Annotated in this window: 20 protein-coding genes and 1 tRNA gene; 13 read left to right on the plus strand and 8 right to left on the minus strand. The window is 63.2% G+C overall.

All coding sequences use genetic code 11. The annotated features are described in order from the left end of the window. Positions 1–73 precede the first annotated feature (73 nt). Entirely contained in the window at positions 74–919 is an 846-nt protein-coding gene (locus J2Z17_RS13700; RefSeq protein WP_209945929.1) for an EF-hand domain-containing protein, read from the minus strand. A 103-nt stretch (positions 920–1022) separates the two neighbouring features. Further along, positions 1023–1745, minus strand: coding sequence for a pyrimidine 5'-nucleotidase (locus J2Z17_RS13705; protein ID WP_209945931.1), 723 nt, complete (start codon positions 1743–1745; stop codon positions 1023–1025). Positions 1746–2089: 344 nt separating this feature from the next. Here J2Z17_RS13705 and J2Z17_RS13710 point away from each other — a divergent pair, with 344 nt between their 5' ends. From J2Z17_RS13710 to J2Z17_RS13720, 3 genes are all read left to right on the plus strand, one after another. Then, the gene (locus tag J2Z17_RS13710; RefSeq protein WP_209945933.1) at positions 2090–3004 is read left to right on the plus strand and encodes an EamA family transporter; all 915 of its coding nucleotides are present in this window, start codon (positions 2090–2092) and stop codon (positions 3002–3004) included. Positions 3005–3063: 59 nt separating this feature from the next. Continuing rightward, a complete protein-coding gene (locus J2Z17_RS13715; protein ID WP_209945935.1) occupies positions 3064–3588 on the plus strand; it encodes a methylated-DNA--[protein]-cysteine S-methyltransferase in 525 nt (174 codons plus the stop codon). A gap of 77 nt (positions 3589–3665) precedes the next feature. Then, positions 3666–5156 carry an MFS transporter gene (locus J2Z17_RS13720; RefSeq protein ID WP_209945937.1) on the plus strand — a complete coding sequence of 497 codons (1491 nt, stop codon included), beginning with the start codon at positions 3666–3668 and terminating at the stop codon, positions 5154–5156. A gap of 32 nt (positions 5157–5188) precedes the next feature. On the opposite strand, the gene argB is transcribed toward J2Z17_RS13720, so the two are convergent. Continuing rightward, a complete protein-coding gene (argB, locus tag J2Z17_RS13725; RefSeq protein ID WP_209945939.1) occupies positions 5189–6076 on the minus strand; it encodes an acetylglutamate kinase in 888 nt (295 codons plus the stop codon). Positions 6077–6402: 326 nt separating this feature from the next. Here argB and J2Z17_RS13730 point away from each other — a divergent pair, with 326 nt between their 5' ends. The 4 genes from J2Z17_RS13730 to J2Z17_RS13745 all read left to right on the plus strand — a co-directional run bounded on the left by J2Z17_RS13730 (position 6403) and on the right by J2Z17_RS13745 (position 9342). Continuing rightward, positions 6403–7110 (plus strand): anti-sigma factor, encoded by a 708-nt coding sequence (locus J2Z17_RS13730; RefSeq protein ID WP_209945941.1) that lies wholly within the window; start codon positions 6403–6405, stop codon positions 7108–7110. 140 nt (positions 7111–7250) lie between these two features. Further along, positions 7251–7790 carry a sigma-70 family RNA polymerase sigma factor gene (locus J2Z17_RS13735; RefSeq protein WP_209945943.1) on the plus strand — a complete coding sequence of 180 codons (540 nt, stop codon included), beginning with the start codon at positions 7251–7253 and terminating at the stop codon, positions 7788–7790. Next, on the plus strand, positions 7787–8500 hold the full coding sequence (locus J2Z17_RS13740) for an anti-sigma factor (protein WP_209945945.1): 714 nt from the start codon (positions 7787–7789) through the stop codon (positions 8498–8500). The genes J2Z17_RS13735 and J2Z17_RS13740 overlap by 4 nt, the downstream gene beginning before the upstream one ends. Before the next feature lie 284 nt (positions 8501–8784). After that, the gene (locus J2Z17_RS13745; protein WP_209945947.1) at positions 8785–9342 is read left to right on the plus strand and encodes a fasciclin domain-containing protein; all 558 of its coding nucleotides are present in this window, start codon (positions 8785–8787) and stop codon (positions 9340–9342) included. 49 nt (positions 9343–9391) lie between these two features. Here the strand turns inward: J2Z17_RS13745 and yihA are convergent, their stop codons facing one another. The 4 genes from yihA to rpmH form a co-directional block, all read right to left on the minus strand. Beyond that, on the minus strand, positions 9392–10036 hold the full coding sequence (gene yihA, locus J2Z17_RS13750; RefSeq protein WP_342454411.1) for a ribosome biogenesis GTP-binding protein YihA/YsxC: 645 nt from the start codon (positions 10034–10036) through the stop codon (positions 9392–9394). Positions 10037–10186: 150 nt separating this feature from the next. Further along, positions 10187–11989, minus strand: coding sequence for a membrane protein insertase YidC (gene yidC, locus J2Z17_RS13755; RefSeq protein ID WP_209946328.1), 1803 nt, complete (start codon positions 11987–11989; stop codon positions 10187–10189). Continuing rightward, positions 11989–12402: a ribonuclease P protein component gene (gene rnpA, locus J2Z17_RS13760; RefSeq protein WP_377300100.1), complete on the minus strand. Its 414-nt coding sequence runs from the start codon at positions 12400–12402 to the stop codon at positions 11989–11991. Before rnpA ends, yidC begins: the two co-directional genes overlap by 1 nt. Before the next feature lie 9 nt (positions 12403–12411). Further along, complete coding sequence (rpmH, locus tag J2Z17_RS13765) at positions 12412–12546, minus strand: 50S ribosomal protein L34 (RefSeq protein ID WP_209945951.1); 135 nt, start codon at positions 12544–12546, stop codon at positions 12412–12414. Positions 12547–12852: 306 nt separating this feature from the next. Here rpmH and J2Z17_RS13770 point away from each other — a divergent pair, with 306 nt between their 5' ends. Beyond that, positions 12853–14352 carry a sensor histidine kinase gene (locus J2Z17_RS13770; RefSeq protein WP_209945953.1) on the plus strand — a complete coding sequence of 500 codons (1500 nt, stop codon included), beginning with the start codon at positions 12853–12855 and terminating at the stop codon, positions 14350–14352. 120 nt (positions 14353–14472) lie between these two features. Beyond that, positions 14473–14549 (plus strand) — tRNA-Arg (locus J2Z17_RS13775). A gap of 127 nt (positions 14550–14676) precedes the next feature. On the opposite strand, the gene J2Z17_RS13780 is transcribed toward J2Z17_RS13775, so the two are convergent. Beyond that, positions 14677–16269 (minus strand): bifunctional AfsR/SARP family transcriptional regulator/alpha/beta hydrolase, encoded by a 1593-nt coding sequence (locus tag J2Z17_RS13780; protein WP_209945955.1) that lies wholly within the window; start codon positions 16267–16269, stop codon positions 14677–14679. Between the two features lie 214 nt (positions 16270–16483). Between J2Z17_RS13780 and J2Z17_RS13785 the strand changes: the two genes are divergently transcribed. From J2Z17_RS13785 to J2Z17_RS13800, 4 genes are all read left to right on the plus strand, one after another. Continuing rightward, entirely contained in the window at positions 16484–17701 is a 1218-nt protein-coding gene (locus J2Z17_RS13785; RefSeq protein WP_209945957.1) for a cytochrome P450, read from the plus strand. A 163-nt stretch (positions 17702–17864) separates the two neighbouring features. After that, positions 17865–18905, plus strand: a complete 1041-nt coding sequence (locus J2Z17_RS13790; RefSeq protein WP_209945959.1) for a proline racemase family protein — start codon at positions 17865–17867, stop codon at positions 18903–18905. A gap of 265 nt (positions 18906–19170) precedes the next feature. Further along, positions 19171–19554 carry a response regulator gene (locus J2Z17_RS13795; RefSeq protein ID WP_209945961.1) on the plus strand — a complete coding sequence of 128 codons (384 nt, stop codon included), beginning with the start codon at positions 19171–19173 and terminating at the stop codon, positions 19552–19554. Positions 19555–19566: 12 nt separating this feature from the next. Then, entirely contained in the window at positions 19567–20064 is a 498-nt protein-coding gene (locus J2Z17_RS13800; RefSeq protein ID WP_209945963.1) for a putative pterin-binding protein, read from the plus strand. Position 20065: the final 1 nt, after the last annotated feature.

Raw genomic sequence — 20065 nt, forward strand, 5'->3', positions numbered from 1 at the left:
ACAAAGCCGCCGCGGAACACCGCGACGGCTTTTCTTTAACGGCGGACCCGCCGGATGGCGGGGCCTTGCCGGCTTACTTCGTCGACGGCAGGATGCTCGGTGCCTTCGGGAAGTCGTCGGCGGAGATGAAGCCGTCGCCGTTCTTGTCGTGACGGCTGAACAGGGCCTCGACGGCAGCGTCGGCTTCCGCCTTGCTGATCTGGCCGTTCTCGTCGGTGTCGATGCGGCGCATCATGCCCATGCCGCCCATCATGCCGCCATGCATCATGCCCATGCCGTGGCGGTTGTGGTGACGATCGCCATGCCGGCCGTCGCGGTCACCGTGACGCATCTTGTTGCCATGGCCCTTGCGGTCGCCGTGATGGCCCATCTTGTCGCCGCCGTGGCGCATATGGGGGCCGCAGGCATCGTCGCCAGGCATCGGCGGGGCCGGCATCGCATCCTCATCGGGGGCGTCCGCCATGTCGTCGGATGCCTGGTCCTCGTCGTCCGTGCTGTCCATGTCGTCGGCCTTCGGCGGAGCAGCCTTGGCGTCATCCGTCGAAGGCTTGGACATCTCGGCCTTGATGGCTTCCATGCGGGCTTCGCGATATTTGCGCATCTCGCCCGGCGTCAGGCTGCCGTCCTTGTCGGCATCGATCGCGGTGAACAGCGCGTCCTCGGCGCTCTTGGCCTCGTCCTTGGAGATCTTGCCGTCCTTGTTGGTGTCGAACTGCTGCAGCGCGACGATGAAGCGGCCGGCAGGGCCGTGCATCATCATCATGCCCGCATGCATCGGCGGCATGCAGGGTGCATCATTGGCGCCCGGCTTCGGCGGCGGCGGCGGTGTCTTGGCGTCCTGCGCCAGCACCATTCCGGAAGAGGCCGAAAGCAGAAGCGCGGCCGAAAAGGCGGTGATAATGGATTTTTGGGCAAACATGAGCTGTCCTTTCCTCGTTTACAGTGGACAGCCTAGCCTCACAGGAGAATAAGTCCTAGTTAAGGTTATGTAATGAACGGTAACACATTTGTAATCGCGCTGTTCATCCGACGTTCATGTTCAGCTTTTCGAGGAATACAAGAAGACTATCTGTAATATAATCTATGTTTTCGTCGGCGTATTCTGCGTCTGCGCGCTCGAAACTCTCAAGAACTGCTTCTTCCAGATTTTGCGGCACCAAGAGCACGGTGCGCATGCCCAAGCTTTTCGGCACGGAAAGATTGCGCGGCAGGTCCTCGAACATCACTGCCTTCGTCGTATCCACCCGGTTTAGACTGAGAAACTTGTCATAGGTCAGTTGGGCGGGCTTCGGCACATAGTCGGCGGCAACGATATCGAAAATACTGTCGAAGTGATCGAGTATCCCCAGCGCACCGGCTGCCGCTTCCGCGTGCTTGACGGTGCCGTTGGTGAAGATGAACTTGCGACCCGGAAGCGCCTTGATCGCCGCACCGAGTGCTGCGTCCGGCTTCAGCGCGTCGTAGTCGATCGCATGGGCGCGCTCCAGGAAGTCGTCCGGCCGCACGCCGTGATGGTGCATCAGGCCGGCAAGCGTCGTGCCATGCTCGTGGTAATATTTCTTTTGCAGCAGCCTTGCCTTGTCCGGCGGCATGGCCAGCAGTTCCGCGACGAAAGCCGTCATGTTGCGGTCGATCTGGGCGAACAGATTGATGTGATGCGGATAAAGCGTGTTGTCGAGGTCGAAGACCCAGTTGCGGATATGCTGGAAATCGCTGGGGTCGGGAAGGCTTGCCGGTTTTGTCATGGCGCTCTTATGGCAGATGGCGCGGTGGATGGAAATCGGATTTGTGCCGGGGTGACCTGCCAGGCAAGGATCCGGTTGCAACGACGAGGCCGATTTGCCGATGGCAAACTCCGTGCTATGAACCCTCTATGCAATTAGCGTACGACAGGACTGGCTCTTGTGCCGCGGTGATCCTCCAGGACCGCAAGCGGCTGCCTGCACGCTTTTTTGCGGCCTTCCAGGGTCAGGTTCTCGGCCGACTTCGGTGATCGCTTCTTTCGGTTTTCCTCCATCCACATTCAGCGTTTTGAGCCCCCTTGTCGCGACCGCCTGAGGTGCGTGCAGACCGGCTCGAGGACATTTCCATGGAACTATGGGCCATCATCACCTTCGTCTCTGCCTTCCTGCAGAACCTGCGCTCGACCCTGCAAAAGCATCTGAAGGGGCGGATGGGCACGACCGGCGCCACGTTTGTCCGCTTCGGCTATGGCGTGCCTTTCGCGCTGCTCTATCTCGGCATATTGCATTATGGGCTCGCCCGCCCGTTCCCGGCGCCGAACGGCGTCTTCGCCGTCTGGGCGGTCGTCGGCGCCGTCTGCCAGATCGCGGCGACCTTCCTGCTGGTGCATATCTTCTCGTTTCGCAATTTTGCAGTGGGGACCGCCTATTCGCGGACGGAACCGGCCCAGGCGGCCCTTCTGGCGCTCATCCTGTTCAACGAGACGATTACCCTTTCCGTCGTCGTGGCGATCGCCATTTCCGTTGTCGGGGTCATGCTGATTTCGGTGGCCCGCAGCGCCATCAGTCCGCGTTCGCTCGTCACCTCGGTGATGAGCCCGACCGCGCTGCTCGGCCTCCTCTCGGGCTTCTTCTTCGGCGTCTCGGCCATTTCCTATCGCCAGGCGTCGCTGGCGCTGGCGCCGAGCCTGCCGGAACCGAACGCGGTGATGCAGGCGAGCTTCACGCTCGTCGTCGTCATCGTCATGCAGACGCTCGCCATGCTGCTGTGGATGCTCTGGCGCGACCGGGCCGAACTTGCCCGGATCAAAAGCGCCTGGCGCACCGGCCTGATGGTCGGTTTCGTCGGGGCCACCGCCTCGTTCGGCTGGTTCACCGCCATGACGCTGCAGCAGGCGGCCGTGGTCAAGGCGCTGGCGCAGGTCGAGATACTCTTCACCTTCGCGTCCGCCGTGTTCTTCTTCAAGGAGAAGATCAACCTGCTGGAAGTGCTGGGATGCCTGCTGATCGTCTGCGGCATTCTCGCCCTTCTGTTGCTCTAAACGGTCTGTGGCGGTAATCTGTCGGGCGGAAAATCCATCGTCGCCGCCGGAGGCCGGGCATGCTTTATACGCAGTGGTTCGAAAGCCCTCTGGGAGATCTGATCGCCGTTGCCGACGAGACGCATCTGAAGGTTCTGTCCTTCCGCGATCGGGCGGAAGTCAAGGGCGTCGAGCACGACCTCACCCGCAGTCTCGGTCAGCCGCTCGATCCGAACGGTAACGCCGTCACTGCCCGGATCGCCGCGGAAATGGCCAGCTATTTCGCCGGCGAGGGTGCGGATTTCTCCATACCGCTTGCGCCGGAAGGCAGCGAATTCGAGCAGGCGGTGTGGGCGCGTTTGCTGACGGTTCCGGCCGGCGAGACCTGCTCCTATGGTGATATCGCCCGCAAGGTCGGCGGGCTGGAGACCTCGCGGGCGGTGGGACGCGCCAACAATGCCAATCCGATCGTGATCGTCATTCCCTGTCACCGCTGCATCGGCGCGGATGGATCGCTGACCGGCTATGGCGGCGGGCTCTGGCGCAAGAAATGGCTGCTGCGGCACGAGGCGGACATGTGCCCGGTCGGGCTCTTCGCACTCTGAGAGCTTGCGCTCGGCCCGCCGGATCATCATGGTGGCGCCCGACCTCTAGAAGCCGCACATCCGGATGACGACGCCCCATGAATGACGCCACCCCATCGCCGTCCCGTCCGGCAGACGCCCATGCCTATCCGCAGCGTTGGGCCGCGCTTGGCATCATGATGCTTGCCAATTTCATGAACCTGCTGGATGTCACCATCGTCAATGTCGCGCTTCCCAGCCTGCAGCAGCGCCTGAAGGCCGATTCCAGCCAGATCGAATGGGTCGTTGCCGGCTATGTGCTGGTCTTCGCACTCGGTCTCCTGCCGTTCGGCCGTCTCGGTGACCTGAAGGGCAAGAAGGAAATCTTCGTCTTCGGCGTCGGCGCCTTCACGCTCGCCTCGGCGCTCTGCGGCGCGGCGGTCAATATCGAGATGCTGGTGCTGTCCCGCTTCATCCAGGGCGCAGGCGCCGCGATCATGACGCCACAGGTGCTGGCGATCGCGCAGGTGATGTTCCCGCCGAAGGAACGGGCGGCCGCCTTTTCGCTGTTCGGTCTGTCCGCCGGCCTCGCTTCGGTGTCGGGCCCGATCATCGGCGGCTGGCTGATCGGCCTCGACGTGCTGGGCCTCGGCTGGCGTCCGATCTTCCTGATCAACATCCCGATCGGGATGATCGCCATGGCCGGCGGCCTGGCGCTGATCCCGCATATCCCGACAAGGCCCGGCCTGCGAAACGACTTCGGCGGCATTGCGCTGGCGGCTGCCGGCACCTTCTGCATCATCTTCCCGTTGATCGAGGGACGCGGCTTCGGCTGGCCCTGGTGGTGCTTTGTCATGATCGCGGCCGCCTTCGCCTTCTTCGTCGCCTTCTATCTGTGGGAACGGCACCAACGCCGCACGGATGGGCCGCAGGTATTGCCGATCAGCCTGATGCGCAACCGAAATTACGTGATCGGCGCGGTCATGACGGCGGTCTATTTCTCCTCGCTGCCGGGCTTCTTCCTGGTCTTTGCCATGTATCTGCAGAAGGGTTTCGGGCTGACGCCGCTGCAGTCCGGGCAGACCACGGTGCCGTTCTCGCTCGGCATTCTCATCGCCTCGCTGGTCTCCGGCCGGATCGGCGCGATCGCGCCGCGGATCCGGATCGTCGTCGGCGTGCTGATGGTGGCCTGCGGCATGGTGCTGCTGCGCCAGGAGATCATGGGCTTTACCGATGCGGTCGATCGCATGGCGCTGTTACCCTGGCTCGGTCTCAGCGGCCTTGGCATGGGCATTGCCATCGCGCCGATGTTCCAGGTGGTGCTGGCAGGCGTCCCGCCGCAGGATGCCGGCTCGGGTTCGGGTGCGCTGCAGGCCTTCCAGCAGATGGGGTCCGTCTTCGGTATCGCCATCGTCAGCGAAGTCTTCTTCGGCAGCCTGCAGCGCGCGCTGGGGGAGGGTAAGGGCGAGCACCAAGCCTATGCCGACAGCCTTGCGACGGCGCTGATCTACAACTTCGTCGCCTATGCGCTGGTGCTGATCGCGGTTTCAATGCTGAGGGCGCGGCCGGGCAGCGAGACTGTCGCCGCGCCGCCCCTGCCGGTCGAATAGGCTGAAGGAATAGAGAGCCCGACTTCTGTGGCTCAGGGCACCAGAAGCGTGCCCGCACCGCCTTCGGTAAAGATCTCGAGCAACACCGAATGGGCCGTCTTGCCGTTCAGGATGACGACGCCCTGGACACCGGCCTTGATGGCGTCGATGCAGGTTTCGACCTTGGGGATCATGCCGCCGGAAATCGTGCCGTCCCTGATAAGCGCCTGGGCCTGGGCGACCGTCAATTGCTTGATCAGGTTCTTGTCCTTGTCGAGCACGCCCGGCACGTCGGTGAGGAACAACAGGCGCGTGGCGTTCAGCGCGCCGGCAATCGCGCCGGCAAAGGTGTCGGCATTGATGTTGTAGGTGGCCCCGTCGCGGCCCGGTGCCACGGGTGCGATCACCGGGATCATCTCCGACTTGGCGAGCAGGTCGAGCAGCGTGCGGTCGACCTCGACCACCTCGCCGACAAAGCCGAGATCGAGCACCCGCTCGATATTGCTGTCGGGGTCGATGATGGTCTTCTTCGCCTTTTCGGCAAAGACCATGTTGCCGTCCTTGCCGCAGAGGCCGATCGCCCATTCGCCGGTCTGGTTGATCAGCGCGACGATCTCCTTGTTGATCGAGCCGGCCAGCACCATCTCGACGATCTCGACGGTCTTTTCGTCGGTGACGCGCAGGCCGCCCTCGAATTTCGATTCGATCCCCATCTTCGACAGCATGGCGCCGATCTGCGGGCCGCCGCCATGGACGACGATCGGATTCACGCCCGACTGCTTCAACAGCGCGATATCGGCGGCAAAGGCCTTGCCGAGATCGGCATTGCCCATGGCATGACCGCCGTATTTGACCACGATCGTCTTGTTTTCGTAGCGCTGCATGAAGGGCAGCGCCTGGGCAAGCAGTCGCGCCTGGGTTTCGCTCTCGGAAGCGGTCATGGAGATATCCTCGTGTTGGCTCGCGGCCTTTTAGCGTAAACACGCGGAAGAGGGAATAATGCGGCGTAAAACTTCCATCGCGCCCAAGACTTTGATTTGCCACGCCGAGCAGGTAACGCGATGTGTCAAGTGTTTATAAGGAACTGCGACAATTTGGATTGACAGCGAGGTGAAACGGTAGAAATCTAACCAGACTCAGACTGTGGGAGGCTGAGTTCGAGGAGTGAGCTTTCAGACGGCGTCATCAAGGGTCTGCGTACCGCTGAGGAGCATTGGGTACGAAGATCTCCGGCGTGGTCTGCATGGGAGAGGAGCGCGCTGGAGGGATGACTACACCCAATCGCAGCAAGGCAGATCGTTCACGCGACGAGGTCCTGGCGGGGGAATATGTGCTGGGCGCGCTCGACGCGCGGGCCCGGCGATCGGCAAAGGCGCGGATGCGTCGTGACAGGCAGTTCGCGGCCATGGTCGACCGCTGGGAGGAAAACCTGGCGGATTACGACTTGACCTTGCCTGACGTGAGTCCGGCCGATTATGCGACGCCGCGGGCCCTTGCCCTGCAGCAACAGCCGCCGGTGGAGGGACGGTGGAAGGCGACCTGGAATTCGGTCAGCTTCTGGCGCGGACTGGCGACCGCATCGATCTTCGGCTTCACCACCTTTCTGGTCTTCTACCTGTCACCGGGCATCGGTCAGCAGCCGCGGCCCCTGACGGCGGAGATGACCGCGCAGACCCGGGACATGACCCTGCAGGCGCATTACGACCACCGCACGGCCATGCTGCATGTGGTTCCGGTGGCAACGGGTCAGGCAGCCGAACGATCGCTGCAACTCTGGTTGATCGACGGGGACGCACCGCCGCGCTCGCTCGGCCTGCTTGACGGCGGTCGGGAAGCCTCGGTGCTGGTGCCGACCAGCCTGCGCAATTCGCTGCGAGCCGGCGCGACCTTTGCCGTCAGCATCGAGCCGCTTGGCGGATCGCCGAGCGGTCAGGCGACCGGTCCGCTTGTCGCCATGGGCGCTGCACACTTCTGAGCGGCCCGCATTCCGAAAGACGGCAGGGTGGCATTCGTCCATCCTGCTGATCCACTTGGCTGTGGCTAGCGTAATCCCCGGCACATGACATCACGCATCGGTCGCGGCGGATCCCGCCACGGGGAAGGAATTCAAGCGCAATGTCGAGTCCCGATCTGACGGACCTGCTGGGAAGGGTGGCGCTGCGGGACCGCAATGCTTTTTCAGCCCTCTATGGCGAATCCAGCTCGAAACTTTTTGCCATCTGCCTTCGTATGCTGAGAGACAGGGGTGAGGCCGAGGACGCTCTTCAGGAGGTCTTCGTCCGCATCTGGCACAAGGCGGACAGTTTTTCCGCCGAGGGTCACAGCGCGTCCGCCTGGCTGGCGACCGTTGCCCGCTACCACTGCATCGACCGCCTGCGGCGACGCAAGCAGGCCGCAGCCCCCCTGGAGGCTGCGGGTGAGGTCGCCGATCCCGGTCACAGCCCCGAGCAGCAGGCCGAGCTTGCCAGCGAGGGCGCGCGGATCGACCGATGCATGGAAGAACTCGAAGGCGGGCGGGCCCAGGCGGTCCGTTCAGCCTATGTCGAAGGCGCGAGCTATCAGGAGCTTGCAGAACGGTTCGATGTGCCGCTGAATACGATGCGGACCTGGCTGCGGCGCAGCCTGATGAAATTGAGAGAGTGCATGGAAAGATGACAGCACCGGGCAATGATAGGGAAGAGGTTTTCGATGACGAGGCGCTCGCCGGCGAATATGTGCTGGGCGTGCTCGATCTCGAGGCGCGCCAAGCTGTCGAGCGACGCATGCGCGACGACCGTGTCTTCCGGGCGCTGGTAAGCGGCTGGGAGCAGAACCTCTCGGCGCTCGACGCCGCCTATATTGCCGAGACGCCGCCGGCGCGTGTCTATAATGCACTCGAAGCGCGCCTCTTTGCCGAACGGAACGCGGCGGTCGCGAAACCCGGGTCGCTGTGGAATTCGCTGGCACTCTGGCGCGGTCTTGCCTTTGCCGGCATTGCCGCCGCCGCCGTCGTGCTGGCCCTGGACCATCTCCCGCTTCCGTCGTCCGGCTCGTCCAGCCTGGTGGCGCAACTGAGCGGCAGCGACAGCGCCATAAGCCTGGTCGCCCATTATGACGGACGGACCGGGCAATTGCTGATGACCCCTGTCGCCACCGCGGCCGAGGGCCGCAAGGTGCTGGAGGTCTGGCTGATCCTCGGTGACGACGCGCCGCGCTCGCTCGGCATCCTGCCGCAATCGGGCGAGGGGCGGATCGTCATTCCCGACAGATTGCGTCGGTCGATGGGCGAGGGGGCGATCCTTGCCGTCAGCCTGGAGCCGGATGGCGGTTCGCCGACCGGTCTTCCGACCGGTCCGGTATTGGCCGTCGGTCCGGTAAGCTCCTAAAGCATGTCTCCCGAAAGTGCCCCCGGCTTCGGGGGCGCGGCCGCAGCAGCGCGCAAGGCAGCCGCGACCCGGCGGAAATCTGCGCATTACACTGCAAATCCATCGCGCGCTTCGGGGTGATGCTGTCTGGGGGAAGAGAAAAGCTTTTTATATCCGTCGGATACGAGAAATATCGGCAAAGCTGAAACTTCCCCCGCAGAGCTCTCGTCTTCTCTTTCGATCCCGCAATTGGGACAGACGGCATCACCCGCCTGGTGCCGTTCAAAGAGGAAGAGGAGATTTCAATGTTCAAGACCACGCTTCGTATCGCCGCTGTCGCAGGCCTCGTGATCGCCGGTTCGGCCGCCGCTTATGCCGCCAATCCGGAAGTCGGCGGTGCGCCGATGTATGCCAACAAGAACATCATCGAGAACGCCGTCAATTCCAAGGACCACACGACCCTGGTCGCCGCCGTCAAGGCAGCCGGCCTGGTCGAGACGCTGGAAGGCAAGGGTCCGTTCACGGTCTTCGCGCCGACCAACGAAGCCTTCGACATGCTGCCCAAGGGTACGGTCGACGATCTGCTGAAGCCGGAAAACAAGGACAAGCTCGCCAAGATCCTGACCTGCCATGTGGTCGGCGTCGATGCCACCTCCGAGATGATCGGCAAGATGATCAAGGATGACGGCGGCATTCACCCGGTCAAGACCGTCGGTGGCTGCGTCCTGCAGGCCAAGATGGACGGCGACAAGATCACGCTGACCGACGAAAACGGCACGGTCGCCAATGTCACCATTGCCGACGTCAAGCAGTCGAACGGCGAGATTCACGTGATCGACCACGTTCTCCTGCCCAAGATGTAAGGAACGAAACGTCAGGCGGCTTCATAGCCGCCCGCCGCTACGGGGTCGTTCAGCCCCCGTAGCCCACTGTCTCGGCGATCGCGTGCCTGAGTTCGTCGAGACCTTTTCCCTTTTCCGATGAGGTGGCAATGACCTCGGGAAAGGCAGCCGGACGCTTGCGAATCTTTTCCAGCGTCTCGGAGATCAGCCGGGGAACGCCGGCTTCCTTGATCTTGTCGGTCTTGGTCAGCACGATCTGGTAGGAGACCGCCGCCTTGTCGAGCAGGCTCAGCACCTCGTCGTCGTTCTTCTTGATACCGTGCCGGCTGTCGATCAGCACATAGACGCGCTTCAGTGTCGCCCGTCCCCGCAGATAATCGAAGACCAGTTTTGTCCAGGCGTCGACATGTTCCTTCGGCGCCTGCGCGTAGCCGTAGCCCGGCATGTCGACCAGCGCCATCGGCGGCAGGTTGCCTTCCTCGCCGGTATAGCCGTCCGGGACGAAATAGTTGAGTTCCTGCGTGCGGCCCGGTGTGTTGGACGTGCGCGCCAGCCCCTTGTGCCCGACCAGCGCATTGATCAGCGAGGACTTGCCGACATTCGAACGGCCGGCAAAGGCGACCTCCAGCGGCCCTTCGGGCGGCAGGAACTTCATCGCCGGAACGCCGCGGATGAAGACCCATGATTTCACGAAGAGCGGCAGCGGCGGATAGATGTCGTCGGATGAGGTCACGGGTGTTCTCGCTTTCTTCAGCGCAGTCGATCAGGGTTTTGGCCGGGCTTGTCAAGTCGGCGGCGTTGGCCGGCGGCAGCCACACGCCATTGAAAAAGCCCGGCGCGAGGCACCGGGCTTTGTCGAGCGTGGCTATTTGCTCTGTGCCGTTCGTCGCCGGAAGAGGCCCTTCAGGTTGTCGAACAGCTCGATCTTGACGCCGTGACGCTTCATGATCACTGCCTGCTGGAGCACCGAGAGCGTGTTGTTCCAGGCCCAGTAGATGACCAGGCCGGCCGGGAAGCTTGCCAGCATGAACATGAACACCAGCGGCATCCAGTTGAACAGCATGGCCTGGGTCGGGTCCGGCGGCGTCGGGTTCATGCGCATCTGCAGGAACATGGTGATGCCCATGATCAGCGGCCAGATGCCCAGATGCAGGAAGCCCGGAGCGTCGAACGGCAGAACGCCGAACAGATTGAGGATCGAGGTCGGATCCGGTGCCGAAAGGTCGTGGATCCAGCCGAAGAACGGGGCATGCCGCATCTCGATGGTGATGTAGATCACCTTGTAGAGCGAGAAGAACACCGGGATCTGCAGCAGCATCGGCCAGCAGCCCGCCACAGGATTGATCTTCTCCTGCTTGTAGAGCTCCATGGTCGCCTTCTGCAGCGCCATCTTGTCGTCGCCGAATTTCTCCTTCAACTCCTGCATCTTCGGCTGCATGCGCTTCATGTTGGCCATGGAGGCATACTGCTTGGAGGCGAGCGGGAAGAATACCAGCTTGACCAGAATGGTGGTCAGCAGGATGGCCACACCGAAATTGCCGACGTGACGGTAGAAGAAGTCCATCAGCTTGAACATCGGCTTGGTCAGGAAGTAGAACCAGCCCCAGTCGATCACCAGGTCGAACTTCGGAATGTTGTAGCTCGCCTCGTATTCGTCGACGACCGGCACTTCCTTGGCGCCGGCGAAGACGAGGTTCGTCAGCGACACGTTCTTGCCGGGCTCGATCGAGACGCCGTCGTCCTTGTAGTCGGCCTGGTAGCGCGGCTGGCCGTCCTTGAAATGCGAGAAGCGGCTGTCATAGGCGATCGTCTGCGGCGGCACGATGGCGGTTGCCCAGTACTTGTCGGTAATGCCGATCCAGCCGCCGGTCGCCTTGGCATTGTTGATCGCCTCGTCGTCGACAGACTTGTACTTCTCCTCGACCAGGCCGCCATCGCTGCCGATCACGCCGAGAAAGCCTTCGTGCAGCACATAGGTGGACGGCGCGGTCGGAATGCTGTTGCGGGTAATGCGGCCATAGGGCGCGATCGAAACGGCCTTTTCGCCGCCATTGCTGATGCTGTCCTCGACCTTGAACATGTAGCGGTCGTCGACGGAGATCGTGCGGTTGAAGGTCAGGCCCTGATCGTTCGTGTAGGTGAGCGTAACCGGGGTCTTGTCCGTCAGCGTGTCGCCGTCCGCAACCGTCCACACAGTGTTCGGGCCCGGAACCGTGCCGCTGCCTGCGCCGCCGATATAACCGAGCTCGGTGAAGTAGCCGTCTGCGGTATCGGAGGGCGAGAACAGGGTAATGATCGGGCTCGTCTTGTCGACGGTCTCGTGATAGCCCTTGAGCTTCAGGTCGTCGAGCCGCGCGCCGGCCAGGTTGATGGAACCGCTCAGTGCTTCGGTGTCGATCTTGACGCGAGCCGACTTGGCGATCGCCTCATCGCGGCTGACCGAAGCGGCTGCCTGGCTGGTGCCCGGCATGCTGCCGGACACGGTGCCGCCGGACGTCTTGGCAGCCGTTGCGTCGGTCTTTGCCGCGGTCTGCTGCTGGGTGATTTCGGCCTGCTTCTGTGCCTCACGCTGCGCCGCGATCCGCGGGTTCATGTAGAGGAACTGCCAGCCGAGGACGATCAGCACCGACAGGGCAATCGCGATCATGTAATTGCGGTTGTTTTGCATCATACCTTCCTGGAGGTAGCGGCTTCGGGCCGCTCCTTTCGCGGTCTGGCTTTTATGCGCTCGGCCAGTTGGGCCGCGAGCGCATCGAATGGGACACGGAGCACGTCGCGCCGGGCAACGATGACATAGTCATGGCCCGGCTGCATCGCCTCTGCGGCATGAAGGCGCACGGCCTCCTTGATCCGCCGGCGCATGCGATTGCGGGCGACGGCATTGCCATGCTTCTTGGTGACGGTGAAACCGACTCGCGGCGCCTCGTCAGGCGCGTTCCGGTCGAGCACTTCCAGCAGGAAGTTCCGGCCTCTTCTCTGCTCACCAGCACGCACGGCAAGAAACTGCGGCCGGCTCTTCAGCCGGCCGACAGTCATGTCGGATGGATCTGTGATCACGCGCCCGGGTTTGGTCACGGGCATCGCGCGATCTTAGGCCGAAAGCCGCTTGCGACCGCGCGAACGGCGAGCGGCGAGAACCTTGCGGCCGCCACCGGTGGCCATGCGTGCACGGAAACCGTGACGGCGCTTGCGAACAAGCTTGGAAGGCTGATATGTACGCTTCATTTATTTGATACCGCGGTGTGCGGCCCTTCTTGGATTTGCACAAAGTGCAAGAGCGTTGGATTGTCCTCGGACGTTCCTGGCCATAAATGCCAGCAATCCGGCCCGATTGAGGGCGGCTTATACGGATGGCAGGCCGGGAAGTCAATCGCTGCGGGCCCCGCCCGTCCTTGGTTTTGACATGATCGCTGCCCAGGCCGGCATGTCATCTCGCCTGATTGGCAATGCCTGCAGGATGGATTAATCTTGCAAGACATTGAGGGCGCTCGGCGCAATCATCAATGACAGGGACAGGAGCACAGGGACGGCATGGCCGATACCGGGCTTGAGAACGGCAGAAACGAAAATGTCGCCAAGGTGCTCAACGAGCGTCCGCGGCTGGCGCAGGGTCTTTCGGGCCGTCTGCTGTGGCTGACGGCTGCCTTCGTCATGCTGGCGGAAGTCTTCATCTTCGTGCCGTCGGTCGCCAACATGCGGCTGAACTGGCTGCATGACCGGCTGAACACGGCAGGGGCCGCCAGCGTCGTCATTGACGGCCTGCAGCCGATCGAGCTGCCGCGTCAGGTTCAGAACGATGCGCTGATGGCCACCGGCACCAAGGTGATCGCGCTCCATCGCGACGGGGCCTCCAAGCTGCTCGCAGCCGCCGACATGCCGCCGCAGATCGATCTTTCCTACGACCTGACCGACGTGCCGATGATGGATGCGGTGCGCGATGCGATGTCGACCCTGATCTTCGGCGGCAACCGCATCCTGCAGGTCTACGGGCCGGTGGGCAACAGCGATACCCAGATCGAGCTGGTGCTGGAGGAAAACAGCCTGCGCGACGCCATGCTGCGCTATTCCAGGCATGTGATCTTCATCTCCTTCATCCTGTCGCTGTCGACCGGCATCCTGATCTTCCTCGCCATCAACCGCATGATGATCCGCCCGATGCGTCGGCTGACGCGCAGCATGCAGGCCTTTGCCGCAGCACCCGAGGATCCCGCCCAGATATTGTCGCCGGGAACGCGGGGCGACGAGATCGGCATTGCCGAGCGCCACCTGGCGTCCATGCAGGAGCAATTGCAGAAGACATTGCGCCAGCAGCGCAATCTGGCCGATCTCGGCCTGGCCGTGTCCAAGATCAATCACGACATGCGCAATATCCTGGCGTCCGCCCAGCTGATGTCGGACCGTCTGGCCGATATCGACGATCCCATGGTCAAGCGCTTCGCGCCGAAGCTGCTGCGCACCATCGACCGTGCGGTCGGCTATACCACCGGCGTGCTTTCCTACGGCCAGGCCTCCGAGGCGGCTCCCCATCGCCGCCGCTTCCAGCTGGTGCCGCTGATCGAGGAGGTGCGCGACCTGCTGGGCATCGATCCGGAGAGCGGCATCGACCTTGCGGCGCGGCTGACCGACGGTCTGGAGATCGACGCCGACAGCGAGCAGCTGTTCCGCATCATCCACAATATCTGTCGCAACGCCGTGCAGGCACTCTCCCAGCACCGGCCGGGAGAGCGCGATATCGATCGCAGCGTGACGATCACCGCCCACCGTGTCGGCAGCGTGGTGTCGATCGCGATCGACGATACCGGTCCCGGCATGCCGTTCAAGGCGCGGGAAAATCTGTTTGCGCCGTTCCGGGGGGCTGCCCGCTCCGGCGGCACGGGGCTCGGTCTGGCGATCGCCCGCGAACTGGTGCTGGCCCATGGCGGCACCATCGCGCTTGTCGAAAAGCCCGGACCCGGCACCATGTTCCGCATCGAGATCCCCGACAGGCCGGTGGAACTCAGCGACTGGCGACCACGCGCAGGCCATGTTTGATTTCAAAAGCTTGGCCCAAGGAAAATCGCGCGATGTGCGATTTTTTCGAAAAGGCTCTTGCATTCATCCGTGGCACCCTTTAGAGGATCGCCACGCAGCCGGAAACGACCGGCACGGCACGCACCCGTAGCTCAGCTGGATAGAGCACCAGACTACGAATCTGGGGGTCAGGAGTTCGAATCTCTTCGGGTGCGCCATTCTTCTCTTCCAAACATCGACATGTGACTGCCGCACCGCAGGCTTGGCCTTGGTGGATTGCAGCGTCCTGCCTGTTGGTTATGCGGCCATTGGAAAAATGTGCGCGCGCCGTAGCGCGCGCTCGCGTCAAATTCCCATTTCCTGCAAAAACTGGCCGGCGGTCTCAAGGCAGACCTGCAGGGCCGGTTCGTGATTGACCAGGATATGGTTGCGGCTTTCGAGCGGCACGAAGAGGGCGTTGGGAATGCCCGAGGCCAGGGCGCGGCCCTGTTCGAGGGGGATGCGCTGGTCGTATTTGGAGTGCATCACCAGCGTCGGTGCGCGCACCTGCGACAGCCGGTCGCGCACATCGATATGACCGAAGGCATCCTGAAAGCGTGCGGCGTTCTTCGGTGAGGCGGTGCGGCGCTGGAATTCGTCGAACCAGTCAAGATCGGCCGCCGTCGCGTCGGGCATGAAGGTCTTGGAAAAGATATGTCGATAAGCCGGGTTGTCCGTGCCCCAGCCGAGTTCGGTGAGCGTCAGCACCGCCTCGCGCCGGGCCTGTTCCTCCGGGCTTGCCAGATGCCTCCAGCCGGCCGAATAGCCGCCGAACAGGATGAGGCCGCTGACCCGTTCAGGGTGGCGCACTGCATATTCGATCGACACGGCGGCCCCTTGCGAGATGCCGAGCAGGGGAAAACGCTCGAGTTCCAGCTTGTCGGCCACCGTTTCGAGGTCCTCGACAAAGGCGTCGAAGCTCAGATCCTTGACGTCCCAGTCCGACAGGCCGCAACCCCGCTCGTCATAGCGCACAAAGGTGCGATATTGCGAGATCGCGGCAAAGCTGCCGCCCCAGATCGGGCTCGACCAGTCGAACTCCAGATGGTTGAGCCAGTTGGCGGCCTTCAGCAGCGGCGGGCCGGAACCGACGGTGGCATAGGCGATCTTGGTCTTGTCCTTAACCTCGCAAAAGCCGATTCGCTGGGCCCGCAACGCCTGGCCGCGCACGCTGATCTTCTTGCGCGCCACATTTGCCAGTGGCGGCGCAAAGGCGGGCGTGGTGTCGGCATCCTCGCCAAACCATTCGCCACGCGTGCCCTGGTCCGTCCGGGCGGCCTGGGCGGCGCGCTCGGTCTCGGCCTCCAGGGCGGCATCATAGGCTTCCGCACCTTCCGGGTCGGCTTCCCGCCACAGGCGCCGCCATTTCTGGGCGGTAAAGGGCTCCATCTGCGGATGGGTGGCCAGCTGGCGCAGAACATCGACATGCGCCACGCGCGCATCTTCGCGTTCGGCCGTCAGCCAGGATTCGAAGGCTTCGTCACCGGCGCCGTCCAGACCGTCGAGCGCCACCTGCTCCAGGCGCTGCGCCATATGTTCCAGGTCGTCGATGCTGCGCCGCGCGTCGCGCAGGCGCAGTTGCGCATGGATGTCGCGGATGTCGATTTCCACGCCTTCATGGTCGAAGCCGACGCGCTCGCGGTCGGCGACGATCCGTGCCCGCTCGGGTGTGTCGACCACGCGGCGGAGCTTGCTCAATGCCCAGCGCAGGCTTGCCTTCGGATCGTCCGGCAGGTCCCAGAACAGCTCGCAAAGCCGTTCGCGACGATGCGGACGGCCGGTGGCGACCAGAAAGGCAAGCAGTGCACGGGCCTTGCGCGAGGCCGGCAGGGGCGCGGGCTGGCCTTCGACCGTCACGCGCAGTTCCCCCAGGAGAGAGATTTGAATGGTGTCGCGCATGGATGCTCCGGCGCTGCATAAAATAAAGAAAATATGGAACTCAGCTTAGAATAAGCCTTGGCAACAATCGAATACCACTGCTTGCACAACGCTGACAACAACGGAACCGCATCAAAGGTCGCTCCACCGCCGTTACACAAAGCGTTGATTGCAGCATGGCCGGCATTGCAGCCCGTGGGGCAGGACATGCGGCTCATCTGCCATGGAGCCCGATATGAACCATTACAGTCGCTTTCCCGCCGCCGTGCTGCCGCGCGTCGATCCGGCATCGCTCGTGGACGATCCGCACGCCAAACTGGCAGCCCTGCGGGTCGCCCATCCCCTGGTGCAGCTGGGCGACAGGCAATATATGGCGCTGCGGGCCCGCGACGTGATCGAGATGCTGACCGACACGCGCACGGCGCAGATCGAGGGCGCCGATTACGTGCGGCTGAACCGCATCCCCGAAGGTGCGACGGCCCGTCTGTTGCGCGACCTGTTCCTGTTCAGCAACGGCGATGAACACCGCAGCAAGCGCGGACTTTTCGCGCGCGCCTTCGCCTATGGGGCGATGAAGGCGTCGCAGGACAAGATCCGTGGTGTAGCCGACCGGATCGTCGCCGACCTGCCGCGCGGCGAGAGCTTCGATTTCATCGATCGCATGGCCGCCCGGGTCCCGGCGGAAATGACCGCCGCCATTCTCGGCCTGCCAAGCACCGGTATCCGGTATGTCGCAGAGCGGGTCTATGTCCTGTCGCAGGCGATCAGCCCGGTCTATCCGCATGCCGCCCATGCGCAGATAGACAGTGCGGCCGCCGACCTGTTCGCCTATGTCGAACAGCAGGCCCTCCGCCGGTTGCACGGCCCCGAGGGCGACCTTCTCTCGACCCTTGTCGCCGACTGGTCGGCCAATACGGTGATCTCGTTCGAAAGCCTTGTTCATCAGATCGTCGGCATCATCATCGGCGGCCTCGACACCACGCGGGCAGCATTTGCCATGCTGGTCTCGCTTCTGGCGCAACATCCGCAGCAATGGGCGGCCGTGAAGGCCGATCCGGGGCTCATTCCCGGCGCCGTCTCGGAAGGACTGCGCTACGATCCCTCCGTCGGCTCGATTGCCCGTTTCGTCACCGAGCCGCTGGAGATAGGCGGGGTGACGCTGCCGGCGGGCGTCATGCTGCGCGTCAGTACGATGTCGGCCATGCGCGACCCGGACCTCTATGAAAACCCCGAATGCTTCGATATCCGCCGTGCCGATCATCCCCGCCTGCACACGGTGTTCGGGCTTGGACCGCACCGTTGCATCGGCGAGATGCTGGCGCGGCTGGAGCTGCAGGAAAGCCTCGCGGCCCTTGCCGCGGCCGTCACGACGATCGAGGTGGAGACGGCGCCGAGGCTGACCGGCTTCGGCGGCATCCGCCAGATCACGCCGATGCAGGTGCGGATGCGCTGACGCGGGCGCAACTGGCAATCAGGAAGGACTTGATTGCGGGGCAAAACTCCTGGAATGATCGGGCTGATCAACCGATCATCGGTCCCCGTGCGCTCGGGCCGTTCGCCCTGGCTGTTTTCCGGCAGCCGGCGGGCCGGTCCTGCGTCCAAGAAAGTTGTTCCCCATGCGTTGGAAGCGCACGCTTCAGCTCCTCGATGTCCACTGTGAAGGCGAGATCGGCAAGGTCGCGATCGGCGGCGTGCCGAAGATCCCCGGCCATTCGATTGCCGAACAGCTGCACTGGCTCAATACCGATCCGAAGGGCGAGGCGCTGCGCCGCCTGCTGGTGCTGGAGCCGCGCGGCGCGCCGATCGGCTCGGTCAACCTGCTGTTGCCGCCCAAGCATCCGGATGCCGACGCCGGCTTCGTCATCCTGCAGCCGGACCAGGCGCATGCCAGTTCGGGGTCCAATTCGATCTGCGTCACCACCGCCCTTCTCGAAAGCGGCATCGTCGAAATGACCGAGCCGGAAACGGTCGTCATGCTCGACACGGCTGCGGGTCTGGTGAAGGCAACCGCTGCCTGCCGCGACGGCCGCTGCGAAAAAGTGACGCTCACCATGGTGCCGTCCTTCGTCGACACGCTCGACCTGGAGGTCGAGACCGAGGCATGGGGGCCGCTTCCGGTCGACATCGCCTTCGGCGGCGTGTTCTATGCGCTGGTCGATGCGCCGCGCGTCGGGCTCAAGATCGAAAAGGCCAATGCCCGGGCCCTGGTCGAGGCCGGCATGGCCCTCAAGGAACGGATCAACCGCACCGTGCCCGTCACCCATCCGGAAATCGAGGCGATCTCCGGTGTTGCCTATGTGATGTTCCGTGATGTCGATCCCGATGGTGCCATCCGCACCTGCACCACCATGTGGCCCGGCCGGGTCGACCGCTCGCCCTGCGGCACCGGCAATTCTGCCAATCTGGCTGTGCTGCATGCGCGCGGCAAGGTCAGGGTCGGCGACAGCTTCACCTCGCGCTCGATCATCGGTTCGGAGTTCCAGGTCGGCCTGTCGGATGTCTGCGAGGTTGCCGGCCGGCCGGCGGTCATCCCGACGATTGCAGGCCGCGGCTTCACCTTCGGGCTGCATCAGGTGGCCCTCGATCCCTTCGATCCCCTCGGCGACGGCTTTGCCCTGACCGATGTCTGGGGACCATCGGCTGGCGGGATCGTCTGATTCCAAGGCGTTCTCATCGGCCTTGACCGGAGCTCTCGCCAGGCGGCGGCCGACGTGACATATGTTATTTAGAATATAATAACAATAAAATACGTTTGATGCTTACCAATACAATTTTATGGGTAAGCTTCAACCAATTCTAGTGACCCGTGTGTATCTTCCTGCCTGAGCCTCTCAGCGAACCATGATGGTCATGGCGGCATCTTGCCGTTTCGGGCTCGGTGGGGCGTTTGTTCGACATACAGCAAGCACGTGAGGGCGGGACATGGAAATTCTGATACTGGAAGACAATCCAACCAATGCGCTGATCCTGAAGCGCATGGCGGCCAAGGTTCTGGACGGCGAGATCGTCGTCGAAGGCGATGCCAACCGGGCCCTGGCCCTCTGCCATGAGCGGCGTTTCGATCTGTTGATCGTCGATCAGATCCTGCCGGGCAGGACCGGGGTGCAGATCACCAGAGCGGTCCGCCAGATCGATGCCTACGCCGATGTGCCGATCGTCATGGTCACCGCCGACACCGATCCGAGCCTCAGCCTTGAAGCCGTCGCGGCCGGCGTCACGACTTTCCTTACCAAGCCGGTCGAGGCGATCGCCTTTCGAGAGGTTCTGCGGATACACGCCAAGCCGCGCCTCGCCGAGGCGTCGTAAGGGAGATCGGCGATGAAGAAACTGTTTGCATTGACACTCATGCTGGTGTCCTCGGGCGCGCCTGCGGGCGCCCTCGACATGCCTGCGGGCGAGCCGATCCTGATCGTCTCCGGTGCGGTGGCGCAGCCCAATCGCGGCAGCGAGGCCGTGTTCGACCGCACCATGCTCGAGGACTTGCCGGGGCGTGAAGCGAAGATGGAAACGCCGTGGACCGAAGGTGTCGTCACGTTTTCCGGCCCCTATCTGCGCAGCGTCCTGCAGGCGGCCGGCGCCAAGGGCAGCCGGTTGATCATCCACGCGCTCAACGACTACGCGGCCGAAGTGCCGTTCTCCGACAGTACTACGCTCGACACCATTCTTGCCGTCCGCCTGGATGGCGAGGAGATGTCGGTGCGCGAGAAGGGCCCCAGCTGGCTTATCTATCCCTTCGATCTCGACCACAGCCTCTATAGCGAGCGCTATTTCTCCCGTTCCGTCTGGCAGATCAAGTCGATCGAGGTGCTGGATTGAA

The organism is Heterorhizobium halophytocola, from assembly GCF_017873095.1.
Lineage (GTDB): Bacteria > Pseudomonadota > Alphaproteobacteria > Rhizobiales > Rhizobiaceae > Allorhizobium > Allorhizobium halophytocola.